Below are 16,492 nucleotides of genomic sequence, written 5' to 3' on the forward strand. Positions count from 1 at the left end.
ACAACAGTGCCTGGACTCAGAAGGGGCTGGTCGACTTCTGATATATCAATCTTCGATGTAGGGTAGGCGGGGTGAGCACCCAGGTCAACAGCCCAATCCCGGTCAGCGGCCCGTCACTCGCGGAACAGGCCTACCTGTTCATCCGCGACCGCCTCGTCATGCTCGACATCAAACCGGGCGACCCGATCAACGAAGACTGGCTCGGCAGCACGCTCGGCATGGGCCGCACGCCCGTGCGCGAGGCGCTCAAACGCCTCGAGACCGAGCATCTCGTGGTCGCCTACCCACGCCGCGGCACATTCGCCACCGACGTGAACATCTCCGATCTCGCGCACATCTCGGAGGTGCGCCGTACGCTGGAGCCAATGGCGACGGCGGCCGCGGCCGAACGCGCCTCGGACGCCGACCGCGCCGGTCTCACCGTGCTGCGCGAGCAGCTCGACGCGGCGAACCCGGCCGACAACACCGAGCTGCTGCGCACCGACCTCGAGCTGCACCGCGCGATCTACGGCTGCGTGCACAACCCGTTCCTCGAGGACACCCTGATCCACTACGACAACCTCGCCACCCGCATCTGGTGCGTGTTCCTGCCGCGCCTGCGCGGCATGGCCGGCCACGTGAACGAGCACCTGCCGCTGCTCACGGCGATCATCGAGGGCGACGCGAAGAAGGCCGCCGACCTCACACTCGACCACGTGACCGGGTTCGAACAGGCGATCCGCGCGCTGATCTAGGCTTCGGTCCGGGCGCGGACCCAGTCGTGGAACGCGCCGATGTGGTGCTCGCTCGGCACGAGCACCCCGCCGCGCGCGTAGGAACGCGAGTCCATCGCGAGCTGGCAGCGTTCGCACGCCTCGAAGTCCTGCAGGTTCACGCGGTGGAACAGCTCCACCGAGTGGTCGAGGTCCACTCCGGACTCCACGACCTCCGGCAGGTAGAGCCAGTCGCACACCACGAGCGTGCGGTCGGGGGCGAGCGGGAACATCCGGTGCAGAATCACGTGGTCCGGCACGAGGTTCACGAACACCTGCGGCCGGATGGTGATCGCGTAGTAGCGGCGGTCCTGGTGCTCCCCGACGCCCGGCAGCCGTGTGAGGCCGGCGCTGCCGTCCACGGTGAACCCGGTGATCTGTTCGCCGAACTCAGCGCCGTGGCCCACGTAGTACTGCGCGGCGTAGCCGCCGGCGAACTCCGGCAGCACCTCGGTGAGCTCCGGGTGGATCGTCGCGCAGTGGTAGCACTCCATGAAGTTCTCGATGATCTGCTTCCAGTTGGCCTTCACGTCGTACTCGATGCGCCGGCCCAGCGCGAGCCCGTCGAGCCCGTACGCCTCGATCTCCCCCGGCCCGCCGAGCCGATCCGAGACGTCGGCCATCACCGTGGCCTCGAACGACGGCGGTTCCTCGGCCAGGCACACCCACGCGTAGCCGAGCCACTCGCACACGGCCAGTTTCGTGAGCCCGTACTCGGTGCGGTCGACGTCGGGCATGCCGGTGAGGTTCGGCGCGGCGACGAGCTTGCCGTCGAGGCCGTAGGTCCACGCGTGGTACATGCAGTGGAACGCGCGCTTCACCTCCCCTCGCGCGTCGGTGCACAGGCGCGCGCCGCGGTGGCGGCACACGTTGAGGAACGCGTTCACCTTCCCGTCGCGGCCGCGGGCGACGAGCACGCTCTCGCGACCGATCTGCACCGTCTCGAACGCCCCCGGGGTCGGCAGGTCCGCGGTGCGCACGGCGCAGAACCAGTCCGTTTCGAAGATCCGCTCCTGCTCGCGGGCGAAGATCCCCGGGTCGGTGTAGTGGCGGCCGGACAGTGTCGGCAGGAGGCTCTGCGGGAGGTCGGTGGTGGTCACCGGCGGTGCTCCTCTCGGGGCGGGACGGTCGGTGCGGGCCGGATCGACGAGGGCTGAGTCGCCAGAGGTCCCCGGCGCGAAAACGGCAGAAGTCGCGGGAAGGAGCATCATCGGCGTTGATGTTGCGCAGGACGCGCCCGGTTGCCCTCTCCGGAACACAATGCGGGCGCTCGACCGGCGCTGTCAAGGACGGGATTTTCGCGTCACCCGATTACCGGACGCCGTCGCGAACCCGGTGCACGGAAGCGGTTTCGGTTCAAACCCAACGAAACCCCGTCAGGCCGCGGGGCCCTCGATGGCGCGACGGAAGAGCGCTTCGATCTCCGGCCGGGTCGGCGGCGGGTCGGCCAGCGCCGCCTGCATGAGCAGGCCGCAGAACAACCCGGCGAGCAGGCGCCCCGTGAGCGGGTCGGTCCGGGTGGAGAAGAACTTGATCAGGGCGTCGTCCCACGCGGCACTCGCCGGACGCAGCCGCGGCCGGTGCAGGGCTGCGACGTAGAGGTCGTACTCGACGACCGTGTGCGGGTAGAGCTCGTGGATGTAGCCCATCACCAGATCGGCCAGCGCCGCGGCGAAATCGGCGTCCGGGTCGAGCGCCTGCTCCCACTCCTGAAGCTCGCGCACGTTGTTCGCCGCGGCCTCGTGCAGCGCCACCTCGAGCAGGTCGTCGAGCGTCGCGAAGTGGTAGGTCGTGGAGCCGAGGGGCACCCCGGCCGCCGCCGCGACCGCACGGTGGGTAAGCCCGTCGATGCCGCGTTCGGCCACGACCTCGATGGCCGCCTTCGCGATCCGGGTCCGCCGCTCGGGGTCGTTGGGGCCGCGCAGCTTCCTGCGCCCGGCGGTGTCACGCGTCGTCATCGCCGCCAAGCTCCTTCACTCACCGGTCTCGTCGGGCACCACTGATCGTCGCACGGCCTCGCGCGAACGCCCGGTGTCGGCGCCGAGAACTCGTTGTGGACATGTGTACACGCTTAGCGTACAAATGTACGCACTCGAAGTGCCGCGCGTCACACCCCGCGTGGCAAAAGGCTCCGCGAGCTGCTTGGGAAGGCCTGATGAAGGACCTCCACATCGACGGAATCTGGACCGAAGCCGCCGACGGGGCGCGCTCGGAAGTGCTCAACCCCGCCGACGGCGAAGTGCTGGCCACCGTGGCCGTGGCCGGTCCGACCGAGGTCGGCGCCGCCGTGACCGCGGCCCGCCGCGCGTTCGACGGCGGGACCTGGCGAAGAACGACCGCGGCCGATCGCGCGGACCTGCTCATCCGCATCGCCGCGCTGCTGCAGCGCGACCGCGAGGACCTGGCCCGCACCGAAACTCTCGACACCGGCAAGACGCTGGCAGAGGGCCGCATCGACATCGACGACGTCACCGCGGTCTTCCGCTACTACGCCGCACTGGCCGCGCACGACGCCGGGCGCGTGGTGGACACCGGCGACCCGCGCGCGATCAGCCGGATCACGCACGAGCCAGTGGGCGTCTGTGCGCTCATCGCGCCGTGGAACTACCCGCTGCTGCAGATGTCGTGGAAGCTCGCACCGGCGCTGGCCGCGGGCAACACCACCGTGCTCAAGCCGAGCGAGGTCACCCCGCTGTCCACGATCCGGCTCGTCGCGCTCGCCGAAGAAGCGGGGGTGCCGCCCGGGGTGGTGAACCTGCTGCTCGGCCCGGGTGCCGTCGGCGCCGCCATGGTGGCGCACGCCGGGGTCGATCTCGTGTCGTTCACCGGCGGGCTCGCCACGGGCGAGAAGATCATGGCCGCCGCCGCGCGCGGAGTCCGGCGCGTGGCCCTCGAACTGGGCGGCAAGAACCCCAACGTGGTGTTCGACGACGCCGATTTCGAGACCACCCTGGACTACGCGCTGGCCGCCGCGTTCGTCCACTCCGGACAGGTCTGCTCGGCCGGCGCGCGGCTGATCGTGCAGGACGGCGTCCACGACCGGTTCGTCGCCGAGCTCGCCGCACGGGCCGACCGGATCCGCATCGGCGACGGGCTCGACCCCGCCAGCGAAGCGGGACCGCTCGTGTCCGAACAACACCGGGCGAAGGTCGAGGGCTACATCGCCGGCGCGATCGAGGCGGGTGCGAAGCTGCGCGCGGGCGGCGGCCGGCCCGACGACCCCGCGTTGCGTCGAGGGTTCTTCCTGCGTCCCACCGTGTTCTCCGGCTGCACCCGCGACATGGCCGTGGTGCGGGAGGAAGTCTTCGGGCCGGTGGTGACCGTCGAGCGGTTCACCGACGAGGCCCAGGCGATCACGCTCGCCAACGACACCGACTACGGGCTGGCCGGTGCCGTCTGGACCTCGGACGCGGGGCGGGCGCAGCGCGTGGCCGGGGCTCTTCGCCACGGCACCGTGTGGATCAACGACTACCACCCCTACCTGCCGCAGGCGGAGTGGGGCGGGTTCGGCCGGTCGGGCATCGGCCGTGAGCTCGGCCCCTCGGGGCTGGCGGAGTACCGCGAGACCAAGCACGTCTACCACAACATCGACCCCATACCGCAGCGTTGGTTCAAGGGCTGATCCGCCCCGCCCCTTGCTCCCTCCCCACCACCTTTGAGGACGACGAACCATGACCACACGATCCAAACCGGCGGGCGGGGGGTCCGCCGGGGACCACTCCGACAGCTCGGAGCTCGCCGAGTTCGGCTACCGCCAGGAGCTCGAGCGCTCACTCGGCTCCTTCTCCAGCTTCGCCGCCGGGTTCAGCTACATCTCGATCATGACCGGCGTGTTCCAGCTGTTCTTCTTCGGCTTCGGCTCGGGCGGCCCGGCCTTCATCTGGACCTGGCCGCTCGTCTTCATCGGCCAGCTGGCCGTGGCGTTGTGCTTCGCCGAGTTGGCCGGGCAGTTCCCGCTCGCGGGTTCGGTGTACCAGTGGGCCAAGCAGATCGCGAAACCGGCGACGTCGTGGCTCGCGGGCTGGATCATGATCGTCGGCGCGATCGTGACGGCCGCGGCCGTCGCGGTGGCCTACCAGATCATCCTGCCGCAGGTCTCCACCGCGTTCCAGATCGTCGGCAGCGACTCCGACGCCGGCCTCACCTCCACCCCCGGCGGCGCGCAGAACGCGATCATCCTCGCGCTCGTGCTCGTGGTGTTCGCGACGATCGTGAACATCATCGGCGTGAAGCTCATGGCCAAGATCAACAACTTCGGCGTGGCCGTGGAGCTCGGCGCGAGCATCCTGCTGATCATCGCGCTCGCCGTGCACATCAAGCGCGGCCCCGGCCTGGTGTTCGACACGCACGGTACCGGCGACGGCCAGTCGCTCGGCTACCTCGGCGCGTTCCTGGTCGCGTCGCTGATGAGCGCGTATGTGTTCTACGGTTTCGACACCGCGGGCTCGCTCGCGGAGGAGACCACGCAGCCGCGCAAGCACGCGCCGCGCGCCATCATCCGCGCGCTCACGGCCGCCTTCATCGTGGGCGGGCTGATCATGCTCGTCGGCATGATGGCCGTCGGCGACCTCAACGCCGATGAGCTCTCCACGTCCGGCATGCCGTACCTGCTCAAGAGCACGCTCGGCACCGGCCTCGGCGACGCGTTCCTGATCTGCTCGGCCATCGCGATCACGGTGTGCTGCCTGGCCGTGCAGACCGCCGCGATCCGCATGACCTTCGCGATGGCCCGCGACGGGCGGCTGCCGTTCAGCACGGCGCTGGCGAAGGTGTCCCCGCGCTCGAAGACGCCGGTCCTGCCCGCGCTGATCACCGGCGGGCTCACCGTGGTGGTGCTGCTGATCAACCTCGGCAACCAGCGCGCGTTCTTCGTGCTCACCTCGACAGCGATCATTCTTTTCTACATCCCCTACCTGATGGTCACCGGCCCGATGCTGGTGCGCCGCCTGCGCGGGCAGTGGCCGCGCCCCGAGCACGGCCCGTACTTCAAGCTCGGCCGCTGGGGCACGCTCGTGAACCTCGTCGCCGTGCTCTACGGCGCGGGCATGACGATCAACCTGATCTGGCCGCGGGCCGAGGTCTACGGCGACGACCACTGGTACTTCCAGTGGGGCGCCGTGCTCATCACCGCGTTGATCGTGCTCGTGGGCGGGGCCCTGCTGGGGGTCCGCCGCCGGCACTGGGCCGCCGCGCACACGAGCCCTGAACACCAGCCGCACACCCCGGCGCCCGGTTCCGTGACCGGCTGAGCGAAGGAGGAGACATGAGTACCGAGACCTACGACTTCGTCATCGTCGGCGGCGGGTCCGCGGGCTGCGCGCTCGCCAACCGCCTCTCCGCCGACCCCGCGACGAAGGTGCTGGTCCTCGAAGCCGGCCGCGAGGACGCGAAGTGGGACGTGTTCATCCACATGCCCGCGGCGCTGACCTTCCCCATCGGCAGCAAGTACTACGATTGGGGCTACCGCAGCGAACCCGAACCGCACATGAACCGGCGGCGGATCTACCACGCGCGTGGCAAGGTGCTCGGCGGGTCCAGCAGCATCAACGGGATGATCTTCCAGCGCGGCAACCCGCTCGACTACGAACGCTGGGCCGGCGACCCCGGGATGTCGGACTGGGACTACGCCCACTGCCTGCCGTACTTCCGCCGCATGGAGAACTGCCTCGCCGACGCGCCCGGCGGGCCGTGGCGCGGCCACGACGGCCCGCTCGAGCTGGAGCGCGGCCCGGCGACCAACCCGTTGTTCGAGGCCTTCTTCGACGCCGCGGTGCAGGCGGGCTACCCGCGCACCGACGACGTGAACGGCTACCGGCAGGAGGGTTTCGCCGCCTTCGACCGCAACGTCCGCAAGGGACGGCGCCTCTCGGCCGCCCGCGCGTACCTGCACCCGGTGCGGCACCGGAAGAACCTCACCGTGAAGACCCACGCGTTCGTGTCGCAGATCCTCTTCGACCGCACCCGCGCGATCGGCGTCGAATACGCGCAGGGCCGCGGCGCGCCGGGTGAGGTCTACGGCAAGGAGATCATCCTGTGCGGCGGCGCGATCAACACGCCGCAGCTGCTGCAGCTCTCCGGCGTCGGCAACGCGGCCGAGCTGGAGAAGCTGGGCATCGACGTGGTGCGCGACCTGCCGGGCGTCGGCGAGAACCTGCAGGACCACTTGGAGGTCTACATCCAGTACGCGTGCAAGCAGCCGGTGTCGATGAAGCCCTCGCTCGCGAAGTGGAAGCGCCCGTGGATCGGCGCGCAGTGGCTGTTCCTGCGCTCGGGACCGGCCGCCACCAACCACTTCGAGGGCGGCGGGTTCGTCCGGAGCAACGACGAGGTGGCCTACCCCAACTTGATGTTCCACTTCCTGCCCATCGCCATCCGCTACGACGGCTCGGTGCCGGCGGGCGGGCACGGTTACCAGGTGCACGTCGGGCCGATGTACGCCGACACCCGCGGAACGGTGAAGATCACCTCCACCGACCCGCGCGAGCACCCGGCGCTGCGGTTCAACTACCTGTCCACCGAGAACGACCGCCGCGAGTGGGTGGAGGCCGTGCGGGTGGCGCGCAAGATCCTCAACCAGAGCGCGCTCGACCCGTTCAACGGAGGCGAGATCTCGCCCGGTCCGGCCGTGGAGACCGACGAGGAGATCCTCGACTGGGTCGCCAAGGACGCCGAGACCGCATTGCACCCCTCGTGCACCGCGAAGATGGGCGTGGACGAGCTGTCGGTGGTGGACCCGGGCAGCATGCGCGTGCACGGCACCGAGGGCCTGCGGGTGGTCGACGCGTCGGTGCTGCCCTACATCCCCAACGGCAACATCTACGCGCCGGTGATGATGACCGCCGAGAAGTCCGCGGACCTGATCCTCGGCAACACCCCGCTCGCGCCGATCAAGCAACCCTTCTACCGCCACAGTCCCGCGTAGCCGCCGGTCTCCCGGACCCGTGCGCCCGCCCGGCGCACGGGTCCGTGGCGTGTCCGGCAGCGGGCCACAAAATCCGCCCCGATCGGAACCCCGGACGCCCCTTGACGACAGCCCGCCTGGGCACTCAGACTTGTTGCGTATCACGTTCCGCGTTCCCTTATACGCAACAAACTGCCCGTCAAACCGAGCTCCTCCCGGAGGCCCAGATGCTGCGCGCGTGCACAGTGCACGAACTGCCCCCCGGCGAATCCGTCCGGATCGCGGGGCCCGAGCCGATCGCGGTGTTCAACGCCGACGGCGAGCTCTACGCGATCGGCGACACGTGCAGCCACCAGGACGCGTCGCTGGCCGACGGCTGGCTCGAAGGGTGTTTCGTCGAATGCCCGCTGCACGCGGCGCTGTTCGACTTGCGGACGGGGATGCCGTCGTGCCTGCCCGCGAAGCAGCCGGTGCGCACGTACGAGGTGCTCGTCGACAACGGCGTGATCTACGTACAGGCGGAGCACTTGGAAAACACCGAGGACGCCGCGTGAAAAGCGTCGCGATCGTCGGCGCTTCGCTCGCCGGGGCGCGAGCTGCGCAGGAGCTGCGCGCGCAGGGGTTCGACGGCCGCGTCGTGCTCGTCGGGGCCGAACCGCACCTGCCCTACGACCGGCCGCCGCTGTCGAAGGCCTTCCTCGCCGGCACCGCCGAGCGCGAGTCCCTGGACCTGCTCGACGCCGGCGACACAGCGTCGCTGGAGCTGCGGCTGGGCACCCGGGCCGAACGGCTCGACGCCGCCGGCGGTCGGCTCGTGCTTTCCGATGGCGCTGACCTGGTGGTCGACGGCGTCGTGCTCGCTACGGGCGGGCGGGCGCGGACGCTGCCCGGCACGGCAGGCGTCGCCGGGGTCCACGTGCTGCGGACGCTGGACGACGCGCTGGCCCTGCGCGCGGAGCTGGTGCCGGGCACGCGGGTGGTGATCGTGGGCGCCGGGTTCATCGGGGCGGAGGTCGCGTCGACCTGCCGCTCACTCGGTCTCGACGTCACCGTGCTCGAAGCGCTGGCCGCGCCGCTCGAACGGGTGCTCGGGCCACAGCTGGCCGCGGTGTGCTCGCGGCTGCACGACCGCCATGGCACGGTCCTGCGCTGTGGCGCCGCCGTCGACGAGCTCGTGACCGCGGGCGGGCGGGTGACCGGCGTCCGGCTCGCAGGCGGTGAAGAACTGCCCGCCGACGTGGTCGTCGTCGGGATCGGCATGGTGCCCGAGACCGAGTGGCTGGCCGGTTCGGACCTGGAGGTGGGCACCGGCGTGCACGTCTCGAGCGGGCTCGTCACCGCGCTGCCCAACGTGGTCGCGGTCGGCGACGTCGCGGCCTACACGTCGGAAAAAGGCGGACGGCGCCACCGCCACGAGCACTGGACCAACGCGAGCGAGCAAGCGGGCGTCGCCGTCGCGAACCTGCTCGCCGGCACGACCACGCGGCACTACACGCCGAGCGGCTACGTCTGGTCCGACCAATACGAAGCCACCCTGCAGCTCGCCGGCCACCCCGGGCCCGGCGACGAAGTCGTGTTCACCGAGGGCGGCCCGGACGACCCCGCGTTCGTCGCGACCTACCAGCGCGACGGAGTGACGGTCGGGGTCTTCGCACTCAACAGTGCCAAGCAGTTCACCCGGTTGCGGCGCCAGGCCTTGCGGCGGCCCGCCCCCGTGGCCTGAACTGCGGGGATGGAACGCCGCCAGCTTCAGTACTTTCTCGCCGTCGTCGACCACGGCGGCTTCACGAACGCGGCCCGGTGGCTGCACGTCGCGCAGCCGTCGCTCTCGCACGCCGTGCGCACGCTGGAAAAGGAGCTCGGCGGCCTGCTGTTCCACCGCCTGCCCCACGGCGCCACGTTGACTCCCGCGGGAACGGCGCTGGTCGCCCCGGCCCGCCAGATCCTGCGCGACCTGCGCACGGCCGACGCGTCCGTGCGCGAAGTCCTCGGTCTCGGCGGCGGGACGCTGGACCTCGCATCGCAGACCACGCTCGCCGTCGACCCGCTCGCGAAGCTGCTCGGCCGGTTCCGCGCGGCGCACCCGAAGGTCCTCGTGCGCGTGCGGGCGCCGGAGACAGGCTCCGACGTCGTGAACCGTGTCCGAAACGGACTGAGCGAGGTCGGTCTCGTCGAGTCCGGCGCCGAGACACCGGGGCTCGCCGGGTTCGATCTCGCCGAGCAGGAGGTGTTCGCCGTGCTGGCCGCGGACTCGCCGGTGCGGGACGTGCTGCCGGTGACCGAGCTGGCCGCGCTGGACCTGGTCACCACGCCGCCCGGCACGGCCACGCGGTGGATCGTCGAGGAAGCGCTGCGCGGCACGGCCGAGCCCCGTGTCGTGGTGGAGACCGAGCACCGCGCGATGATCGTGCCCCTCGTGCTGGCCGGGGCCGGCGCGGCGCTGCTGCCCCGCGCGATGGCCGACGACGCCCGCCGCCAGGGCGCGATCACCGTGCCGCTCGACCCGCCGTTCCTGCGGCGCGGCCGGATGGTCTGGCGCGCCGGGCCACTCTCCCCCGCCGCGGAACGGTTCCTGGCCCTGGCCGGCGAGGCCCATAAAGATCACCTCTCGGCCTGATCGAAATCCGGTCTGGGCCATCCCCGTCCGGAGCCTGGCTGCCCGGGGTAGGGCGCTGTGAAGCTCGTTGGCGTCCACTTCGGAAGGAGCTCTTCATGTCCGCGTTCCCCGCCGGGCGCCACGTACTGCCGCGCCCGGACGTCCCCGTGCCCGCGCCCACGGCACTCGACGTGCGCGAGCAGCGCGGCCGGGGAACGCCGATCGGGCCGGTGCCACCACCGGAAGGCGCGCCGAACGTCGTGATCGTGGTGGCGGACGACCTGGGCTTCGGCACCTCGAGCGCGTTCGGCGGCCCGTGCGCCATGCCGACGGCCGACCGGCTCGCGGCCGGCGGGCTGCGCTACACGCGTTTCCACGTCACCGCGCTGTGCTCACCGACCCGGCAGGCGCTGCTGACCGGACGCAACCACCACTCCGTCGGCATGGGCGGCACCACGGAGATGGCGACCTCGGCACCGGGTTACCACGGCTTCCGCCCGCGCAGTGCCGCGACGCTCGCGCAGATCTTGCAGGGCAACGGGTACAGCACCGCCGCGTTCGGCAAGTGGCACCAGACACCGCCGCGCGAGATCAGCGCGGTCGGGCCCTTCGACCGGTGGCCGACCGGCGAGGGGTTCGACACCTTCTACGGCTTCCTCGGCGCGGAGATGAACCACTGGTACCCGTTGCTGTACCAGGGAACCACGCCCGTCGAGCCCGACCGGAGTCCGCAGGACGGCTACCACCTGACCGAGGACCTCGTCGACCACGCCGTCGACTGGGTGCGCACACAGCGCACGCTCACCCCGGACCGCCCGTTCTTCACCTACCTCGCCCTCGGCGCCGCGCACGCGCCGCTGCACGTCGGCCGCGGATGGCGCGAACGGCACCGCGGCCGGTTCGACCACGGCTGGGACCGGCAACGCGAACTCACGCTGGCGCGGCAGAAGGAGCTCGGCGTGGTGCCCGAGGACACCGAACTCGCACCGTGGGCCGAAGGCGTGCCGCACTGGGACGAGCTCGACGACACCCGGCGGCGGCTGGCCGCGCGGTTCATGGAGACGTTCGCCGCGTTCGTCGACCACGCCGACACGCAGGTGGGCCGGTTCGTCTCCGCGCTCGAAGAGCTGGGCGAGCTCGACAACACGCTGTTCGTCTACCTGCTCGGCGACAACGGCGCGTCGGGCGAAGGCGGCATCGAGGGCACGCTCGTGGAGCACCGGCTGGGTCACGGGCTCGTCGACGACCCGGAGGAGATGATCCACCACCTCGACGAGATCGGGGACCCCGGCACCTACCCGATCGCGCCGGCCGGCTGGGCTCTCGCGCTGAACACGCCTTACCAGTGGACGAAACAGGTCGCCTCGCACCTCGGCGGCACGCGCGACGGGCTGATCGTGCACTGGCCCGCGGGCGGCGCCGAGGCCGGCGGGCTGCGCCACCAGTACAGCCACGTGATCGACGTACTGCCCACGATCCTCGACTGTGCGGGCATTCCCGCACCCCACAGCGTCGACGGCGTGCAGCAGCAGCCGATCGAGGGCGTCAGCCTGCGCGAGACGATCATCGACGCCGCCGCGCCCGAGCGCCACCACACGCAGTACTACGAGATGTGCGGCAACCGCGGGATCTATCACGAGGGCTGGACCGCGGTGACGCGGCACGGTGTGCCGTGGGAGATGGTGGCGACGAAGCGGCGGCCGTTCTCCGACGACGTCTGGGAGCTCTACGACCTCACGCGCGACTGGAGCCAGGCCCACGACCTCGCCGCCGACCACCCCGCGAAACTGCGGGAGCTGCAGGACCTGTTCCTCGTGGAGGCGGCGAAACACCAGGTGTTCCCGCTCGACGACCGCGTCACCGAACGCGAGAACCCCGTGCTGGCCGGCCGGCTCGACCTGCTGGGCGCGCGAACTTCGGTGACCTACCGCGGCGGGATGCGGCGCTTCACCGAGGAGACCACGCCGAACGTCAAGAACCGCTCCCACGTCGTCACGGCTGACGTGGAACTTGCCGGCGCACCCGCGACGCCCGCGTCCGGCGTCATCATCGCGCAGGGCGGCCGCTTCGGTGGCTGGGCGCTGTACTTCGCCGACGGCCGCCCGGTCTACGTCTACAACTACTTCGGGCTCGAGCACTTCACCGCGGCCGCGACCGACCCGCTCGCACCGGGCCGGCACGAGCTGCGCCTCGAGTTCACCTACGACGGCGGCGGGCCCGGCCTCGGTGGCGACGCCGTGCTCACCGCCGACGGCGAGAAGCTCGCGGCGGCCCGCGTGGAGCGGACGATCGCGTACTACTTCTCCTTCGACGAGACGCTCGACGTGGGCGTCGACCTCGGCACACCGGTGTCCGACGCCTACGCCGCCGGAACCAACGCGTTCACCGGGCTCGTGCACACGGTCCGGATCGACCTCGGTCCGGCCGCCGAACTGGCGGAATACGACGGTGGCCTGCAGCGACGGATCATGGGCGCCCAGTGATCACCCCCGGATGATCACTGCCCTGACCGGCCGTTGACCTAGCTCCCTAGTCAATTGGGGTAACGGGGACAGGGGTAACGGACACGGTGTTCGAGTTCCGCTTCGAGAGTGATTCGGGTGTGCCGCCGTATCTGCAGCTGGTGCGGCAGGTCGAGCACGCCGTGCGGCTCGGTGAGCTCAAGCGGGGCGACCGGCTGCCGACGGTCAAGGAGGTCGCACGGCAGCTCGTGATCAACCCGAACACCGTGCAGAAGGCGTATCGCGAGCTGGACCACCGCGGCATCGTGCGCGGCCGGCCCGGGATGGGCACGTTCGTCGCGCGCGACGACCCGGCGGGCGTGTCGCCCGAACGCCAGGCGCAGCTGCGCGCCGGGTTCGAGCGGTGGATCAACGAGGCCCGCGCGTCGGGCCTGACCGTCGCCGACGTCGAGGCCCTCGTCTCGTCCGTGCTCCTGCGCATCGGAAAACGTTCCGGTAAGGAGAACGAGTGAGTACAGTGGCGATCGCGACCCACGCCCTGGTCCGGCGCTGCGGTCACACCTGGGGGATTCGGGATTGCACACTCGAAATCGGCGAGGGCCGCGTGGTCGGCCTCGTCGGACCCAACGGTGCGGGAAAGCGACCCTGCTGAACCTCCTGGCCGGGCTCCTGCGACCCTCGGGCGGGGACCTCGAGCTGTTCGGCCGCCCGGTGAAGCCGGGAGAGCCGACCGAGGGCGTCGCGTACCTCGCCCAGCGGCATTCGGACCAGCGGCATTCGCTCTACGAGTCGTTCCGCGTGCGCGAGATGCTCGAAGCCGCCCGCCGGCTCAACCGGCGCTGGGACCACCACGCGGCACTCGCGTGCGCGAACTGGGCATTCCGCTGCAGCGCCGCATCGGCGAGCTGTCCGGCGGCCAGCAGGCCCAGGTGGCGTTGAGCGTCGCCCTCGCGCGGCGTCCGGAGCTGCTGGTACTCGACGAACCCGTCGCGAGCCTCGACCCGCTCGCGCGGCGCGACCTCATGGGCAGCGTGGTGGCGGCGAAAGCCGACCACGACTGCACGGTGGTGCTGTCCTCTCACGTCGTGTCCGAGCTCGAGCGGTTCTGCGACCACCTGGTCGTGCTCGACCACGGCCGGGTCGTGCTGTCCGGCGACGTCGACGACCTCATGGCGGAGCACGCGCGGCTCACCGGCCCGTCGTCCACTGTGGACGAGGTCCGGAGGGTCCCGCTGTCGTGCGAACGCCGGGGCGACGCGGCCACGATGCTCATCCGCGGTCCGCGGCCGGCACTTCCGCCGGGCTGGCGCGCCGAGGCCGCCTCATTGGAAGACCTCGTGCTGCACCACCTCGCGGCCGGGCAGCCGAAGGAGGTCGCGGCGTGATCTGGGTTTCCTGGCGGCAGGACCGGGCGCGGCTGCTGGGCCTCGCCGTGCTGTTCATCGTACTGGCCGGGGTTACGTGGCGATGGGCGCCGGCATGCGCAGCACGCTGTCCACAGTGGACCTGCCCGGCTGCTTCGCCGGCGCCCCGAACCCCGGTGCGGCGGCTGGCCTGCGCTGATCGCTTTCGTGCACAACTACGCGCAGCTGCTGCTGACGCTCCTGCCCGCCGCGCTCGGCATGTTCCTCGGGGCGCCCGCCGTGGCGACGGAACTGGAGCTGCGTTTGGCCAGGTCCACGCTGCCGAGCGAGAGGATCACCTGGCTCACCGTGGGCAGCGCCTCGGGGATGGCCGCGATCGCCAGCGAGATCGCGCTCACGAACAGGACATCCCACGACAGGTCCCGGCCGCGGCCCAGCACGAACATCACGACCATGGTGATCCCGGCCGCCGCGGCGATCCACAGTGTGAGCGTGTTGAGCTGCTTCGTCAGCGGCGACTGCTCGCGCGCCGTGGCCGACAGCATCCCGGAGATCTTGCCCAGCTCCGTGTTCCGGCCCGTGCCGGTCACGATGACGGTCGCGCTGCCGTGCGTCACCGGGCAGTTCATGAACGCCATGTTCGACTGGTCGCCGGGGCCGAGCTTGCCGGCGGGCAACGCGGCCGCGTCCTTCACCGCCGGCGTGCTCTCGCCCGTCAGCGCCGACTCGTCGATCTGCAGCGCGTTGGCCACGACGATGCGGCAGTCGGCGGGGACCTGGTCGCCCGCCGTGATCAGCACGACGTCGCCGACCACGAGCTCCTCGGCCGGGACCTCCTCTTCGACCCCGTCGCGGCGCACCCGCGCGGTCGCCTTCATCATCGACTTCAGCGCATTCATCGCGCTTTCGGCCTTGCCCTCCTGGCGCAGGCCCGCGACCGCGTTGCCGACGGTGAGCACCAGCAGCAGCACGGCCGTGCCCCACTGCTTGATCACCAGCGATACCACGGCGGCCGCGACCGGGATGAGCTCCATGTAGCTGGTGTACTGGTCGAGGAACCGCAGCCAGGCCGCTTTCGGTTTCTCCTCGGGCAGGGAGTTGGGGCCGTTCACGCTCAGCCGCTCCGCCGCCGTGGCCGACGAGAGCCCGAACTCCAGGTCGACGCCGAACGCCGAGGCGACGTCGCCGGGGGCGCGTGAGTACCAGTTGTGCTCCTTCGCCGGCGCGTGCTCGTGTGCGACCATCTCCGCCCTCCGATCGCCGTGAGCCGAAACCGCGGCCGTCAGTGCTTCTTTTTCTTCTTCTTCTGCCGCTTCTGTTCGGCGGCGGCAGCGTACGGATCCGCCGGCGCGCCTTCGGGTGCTTCGGCTTCCAGCTCCGCCCGCGCGACGAGGAGGTCGTCGCGCCGCTCGTCGCTCACCGTGGGGTACTGGGGGTCGATGTCGATCAGGGTGTGCGCCAGGACGGCGGCCGCGCACGTGCGCGCGAACCACTTGCGGTCGGCCGGGATCACGTACCACGGGGCCCATTCCGTGCTGGTCGCGGAGAGCACCTTGGAGAACGCGCGCTGGTAGTCGTCCCAGAACCGGCGTTCGCGGGCGTCGGCCGCGGAGAACTTCCAGTTGCGGTCGGGCCGATCGATCCGCCTGAGGAACCGCGCGCGCTGCTCTTCCTTCGAGAGGTTGAGGAACAACTTCACGATCTTGAACCCGTTGTCGGTCAGGTAGCGTTCCCAGTCGTTGATCTCCCGGAACCGGCGCGCCCACACGTGCCCGCGCCGCGCCGACGCGGGCAGCCGCTGGTGGTCCAGGTGCTCCGGGTGCACCCGCACCACGAGCACCTCCTCGTAGTGCGACCGGTTGAAGATCCCGATGTCGCCGCGCGCGGGAAGCCTGCGGGCGTAGCGCCACAGGTAGTCGTGGTCCAGCTCCTCGGACGAGGGCACCTTGAACCCACTCACGCGCACGCCCTGCGGGTTCACGCCGCTCATCACGTGCCGGATCGTGCCGTCCTTGCCCCCCGCGTCCAATGCCTGCAGGCAAACCAGCACGCCGTAGGTGTTCTGGGCGGCCAGGCGCCGCTGGTAGTCCGCCAGCAGGGCGACTCCCGCCGCGAGCAGCTCGCGGCCGTCCTTCTTGCGCAGCACGTCACCTCGGTAAGCCGGGTCGAAGTCCCGGCTGAGCTGCACCTTCGACCCCGGCTTCACCCGCAACGGCTCGATGAACTCCGCGATCCGCTCAGTCCGCTCATCGCCCGCCATGGTTCAGTCCTCTTCCGCCGACCAGGGTCCATTCCCCCCGCGACGCTTGAACCTCTCAGGCCGCGGCGGGTTTCCCCCTCACCTGTTGAGGGCGAGATATCCTCCCTGCCCGCCCGCCCCGCTGCTCGCCGGCGGCGCGGGCGAGCGAGTCGGCGGA

14 protein-coding genes are annotated in these 16,492 nt (G+C 70.8%); 10 read left to right on the forward strand and 4 right to left on the reverse strand.

Translation table 11 applies throughout. From position 1 onward, the window contains the following. Positions 1-71 precede the first annotated feature (71 nt). The gene (locus tag AB0F91_RS19785; protein WP_360599030.1) at positions 72-734 is read left to right on the forward strand and encodes a GntR family transcriptional regulator; all 663 of its coding nucleotides are present in this window, start codon (positions 72-74) and stop codon (positions 732-734) included. Here the strand turns inward: AB0F91_RS19785 and AB0F91_RS19790 are convergent. Together AB0F91_RS19790 and AB0F91_RS19795 are read right to left on the reverse strand one after the other, a co-directional pair. After that, positions 731-1,852, reverse strand: coding sequence for an aromatic ring-hydroxylating dioxygenase subunit alpha (locus AB0F91_RS19790; RefSeq protein WP_360599032.1), 1,122 nt, complete (start codon positions 1,850-1,852; stop codon positions 731-733). The genes AB0F91_RS19785 and AB0F91_RS19790 overlap by 4 nt on opposite strands. A gap of 276 nt (positions 1,853-2,128) precedes the next feature. Continuing rightward, positions 2,129-2,710 (reverse strand): TetR family transcriptional regulator, encoded by a 582-nt coding sequence (locus AB0F91_RS19795; RefSeq protein WP_360599034.1) that lies wholly within the window; start codon positions 2,708-2,710, stop codon positions 2,129-2,131. Between the two features lie 197 nt (positions 2,711-2,907). Here AB0F91_RS19795 and AB0F91_RS19800 point away from each other — a divergent pair, with 197 nt between their 5' ends. The 9 genes from AB0F91_RS19800 (at position 2,908) to AB0F91_RS19840 (ending at position 14,096) form a co-directional block, all read left to right on the forward strand. Continuing rightward, on the forward strand, positions 2,908-4,374 hold the full coding sequence (locus AB0F91_RS19800; protein WP_360599036.1) for an aldehyde dehydrogenase family protein: 1,467 nt from the start codon (positions 2,908-2,910) through the stop codon (positions 4,372-4,374). A 49-nt stretch (positions 4,375-4,423) separates the two neighbouring features. Beyond that, positions 4,424-6,001 (forward strand): amino acid permease, encoded by a 1,578-nt coding sequence (locus AB0F91_RS19805; RefSeq protein ID WP_360599038.1) that lies wholly within the window; start codon positions 4,424-4,426, stop codon positions 5,999-6,001. Positions 6,002-6,015: 14 nt separating this feature from the next. Further along, positions 6,016-7,674 (forward strand): choline dehydrogenase, encoded by a 1,659-nt coding sequence (gene betA / locus AB0F91_RS19810; RefSeq protein WP_360599040.1) that lies wholly within the window; start codon positions 6,016-6,018, stop codon positions 7,672-7,674. Between the two features lie 206 nt (positions 7,675-7,880). Further along, complete coding sequence (locus AB0F91_RS19815; RefSeq protein WP_360599042.1) at positions 7,881-8,207, forward strand: bifunctional 3-phenylpropionate/cinnamic acid dioxygenase ferredoxin subunit; 327 nt, start codon at positions 7,881-7,883, stop codon at positions 8,205-8,207. Then, entirely contained in the window at positions 8,204-9,376 is a 1,173-nt protein-coding gene (locus tag AB0F91_RS19820) for an FAD-dependent oxidoreductase (protein WP_360599044.1), read from the forward strand. The genes AB0F91_RS19815 and AB0F91_RS19820 overlap by 4 nt, the downstream gene beginning before the upstream one ends. Before the next feature lie 9 nt (positions 9,377-9,385). Further along, the gene (locus tag AB0F91_RS19825; RefSeq protein WP_360599046.1) at positions 9,386-10,270 is read left to right on the forward strand and encodes a LysR family transcriptional regulator; all 885 of its coding nucleotides are present in this window, start codon (positions 9,386-9,388) and stop codon (positions 10,268-10,270) included. A 95-nt stretch (positions 10,271-10,365) separates the two neighbouring features. Beyond that, positions 10,366-12,732 carry an arylsulfatase gene (locus AB0F91_RS19830; RefSeq protein ID WP_360599048.1) on the forward strand — a complete coding sequence of 789 codons (2,367 nt, stop codon included), beginning with the start codon at positions 10,366-10,368 and terminating at the stop codon, positions 12,730-12,732. 86 nt (positions 12,733-12,818) lie between these two features. Continuing rightward, positions 12,819-13,223 carry a GntR family transcriptional regulator gene (locus tag AB0F91_RS19835; RefSeq protein WP_360599050.1) on the forward strand — a complete coding sequence of 135 codons (405 nt, stop codon included), beginning with the start codon at positions 12,819-12,821 and terminating at the stop codon, positions 13,221-13,223. 351 nt (positions 13,224-13,574) lie between these two features. Next, positions 13,575-14,096 carry an AAA family ATPase gene (locus AB0F91_RS19840; protein WP_360599052.1) on the forward strand — a complete coding sequence of 174 codons (522 nt, stop codon included), beginning with the start codon at positions 13,575-13,577 and terminating at the stop codon, positions 14,094-14,096. Positions 14,097-14,290: 194 nt separating this feature from the next. Here the strand turns inward: AB0F91_RS19840 and AB0F91_RS19845 are convergent, their stop codons facing one another. Further along, a complete protein-coding gene (locus AB0F91_RS19845) occupies positions 14,291-15,319 on the reverse strand; it encodes an HAD-IC family P-type ATPase (RefSeq protein WP_360599054.1) in 1,029 nt (342 codons plus the stop codon). A gap of 38 nt (positions 15,320-15,357) precedes the next feature. Then, on the reverse strand, positions 15,358-16,335 hold the full coding sequence (locus tag AB0F91_RS19850) for a polyphosphate kinase 2 family protein (protein ID WP_360599056.1): 978 nt from the start codon (positions 16,333-16,335) through the stop codon (positions 15,358-15,360). Positions 16,336-16,492: the final 157 nt, after the last annotated feature.

The sequence above is a fragment of the Amycolatopsis sp. NPDC023774 genome, assembly GCF_040639695.1.
Lineage (GTDB): Bacteria > Actinomycetota > Actinomycetes > Mycobacteriales > Pseudonocardiaceae > Amycolatopsis.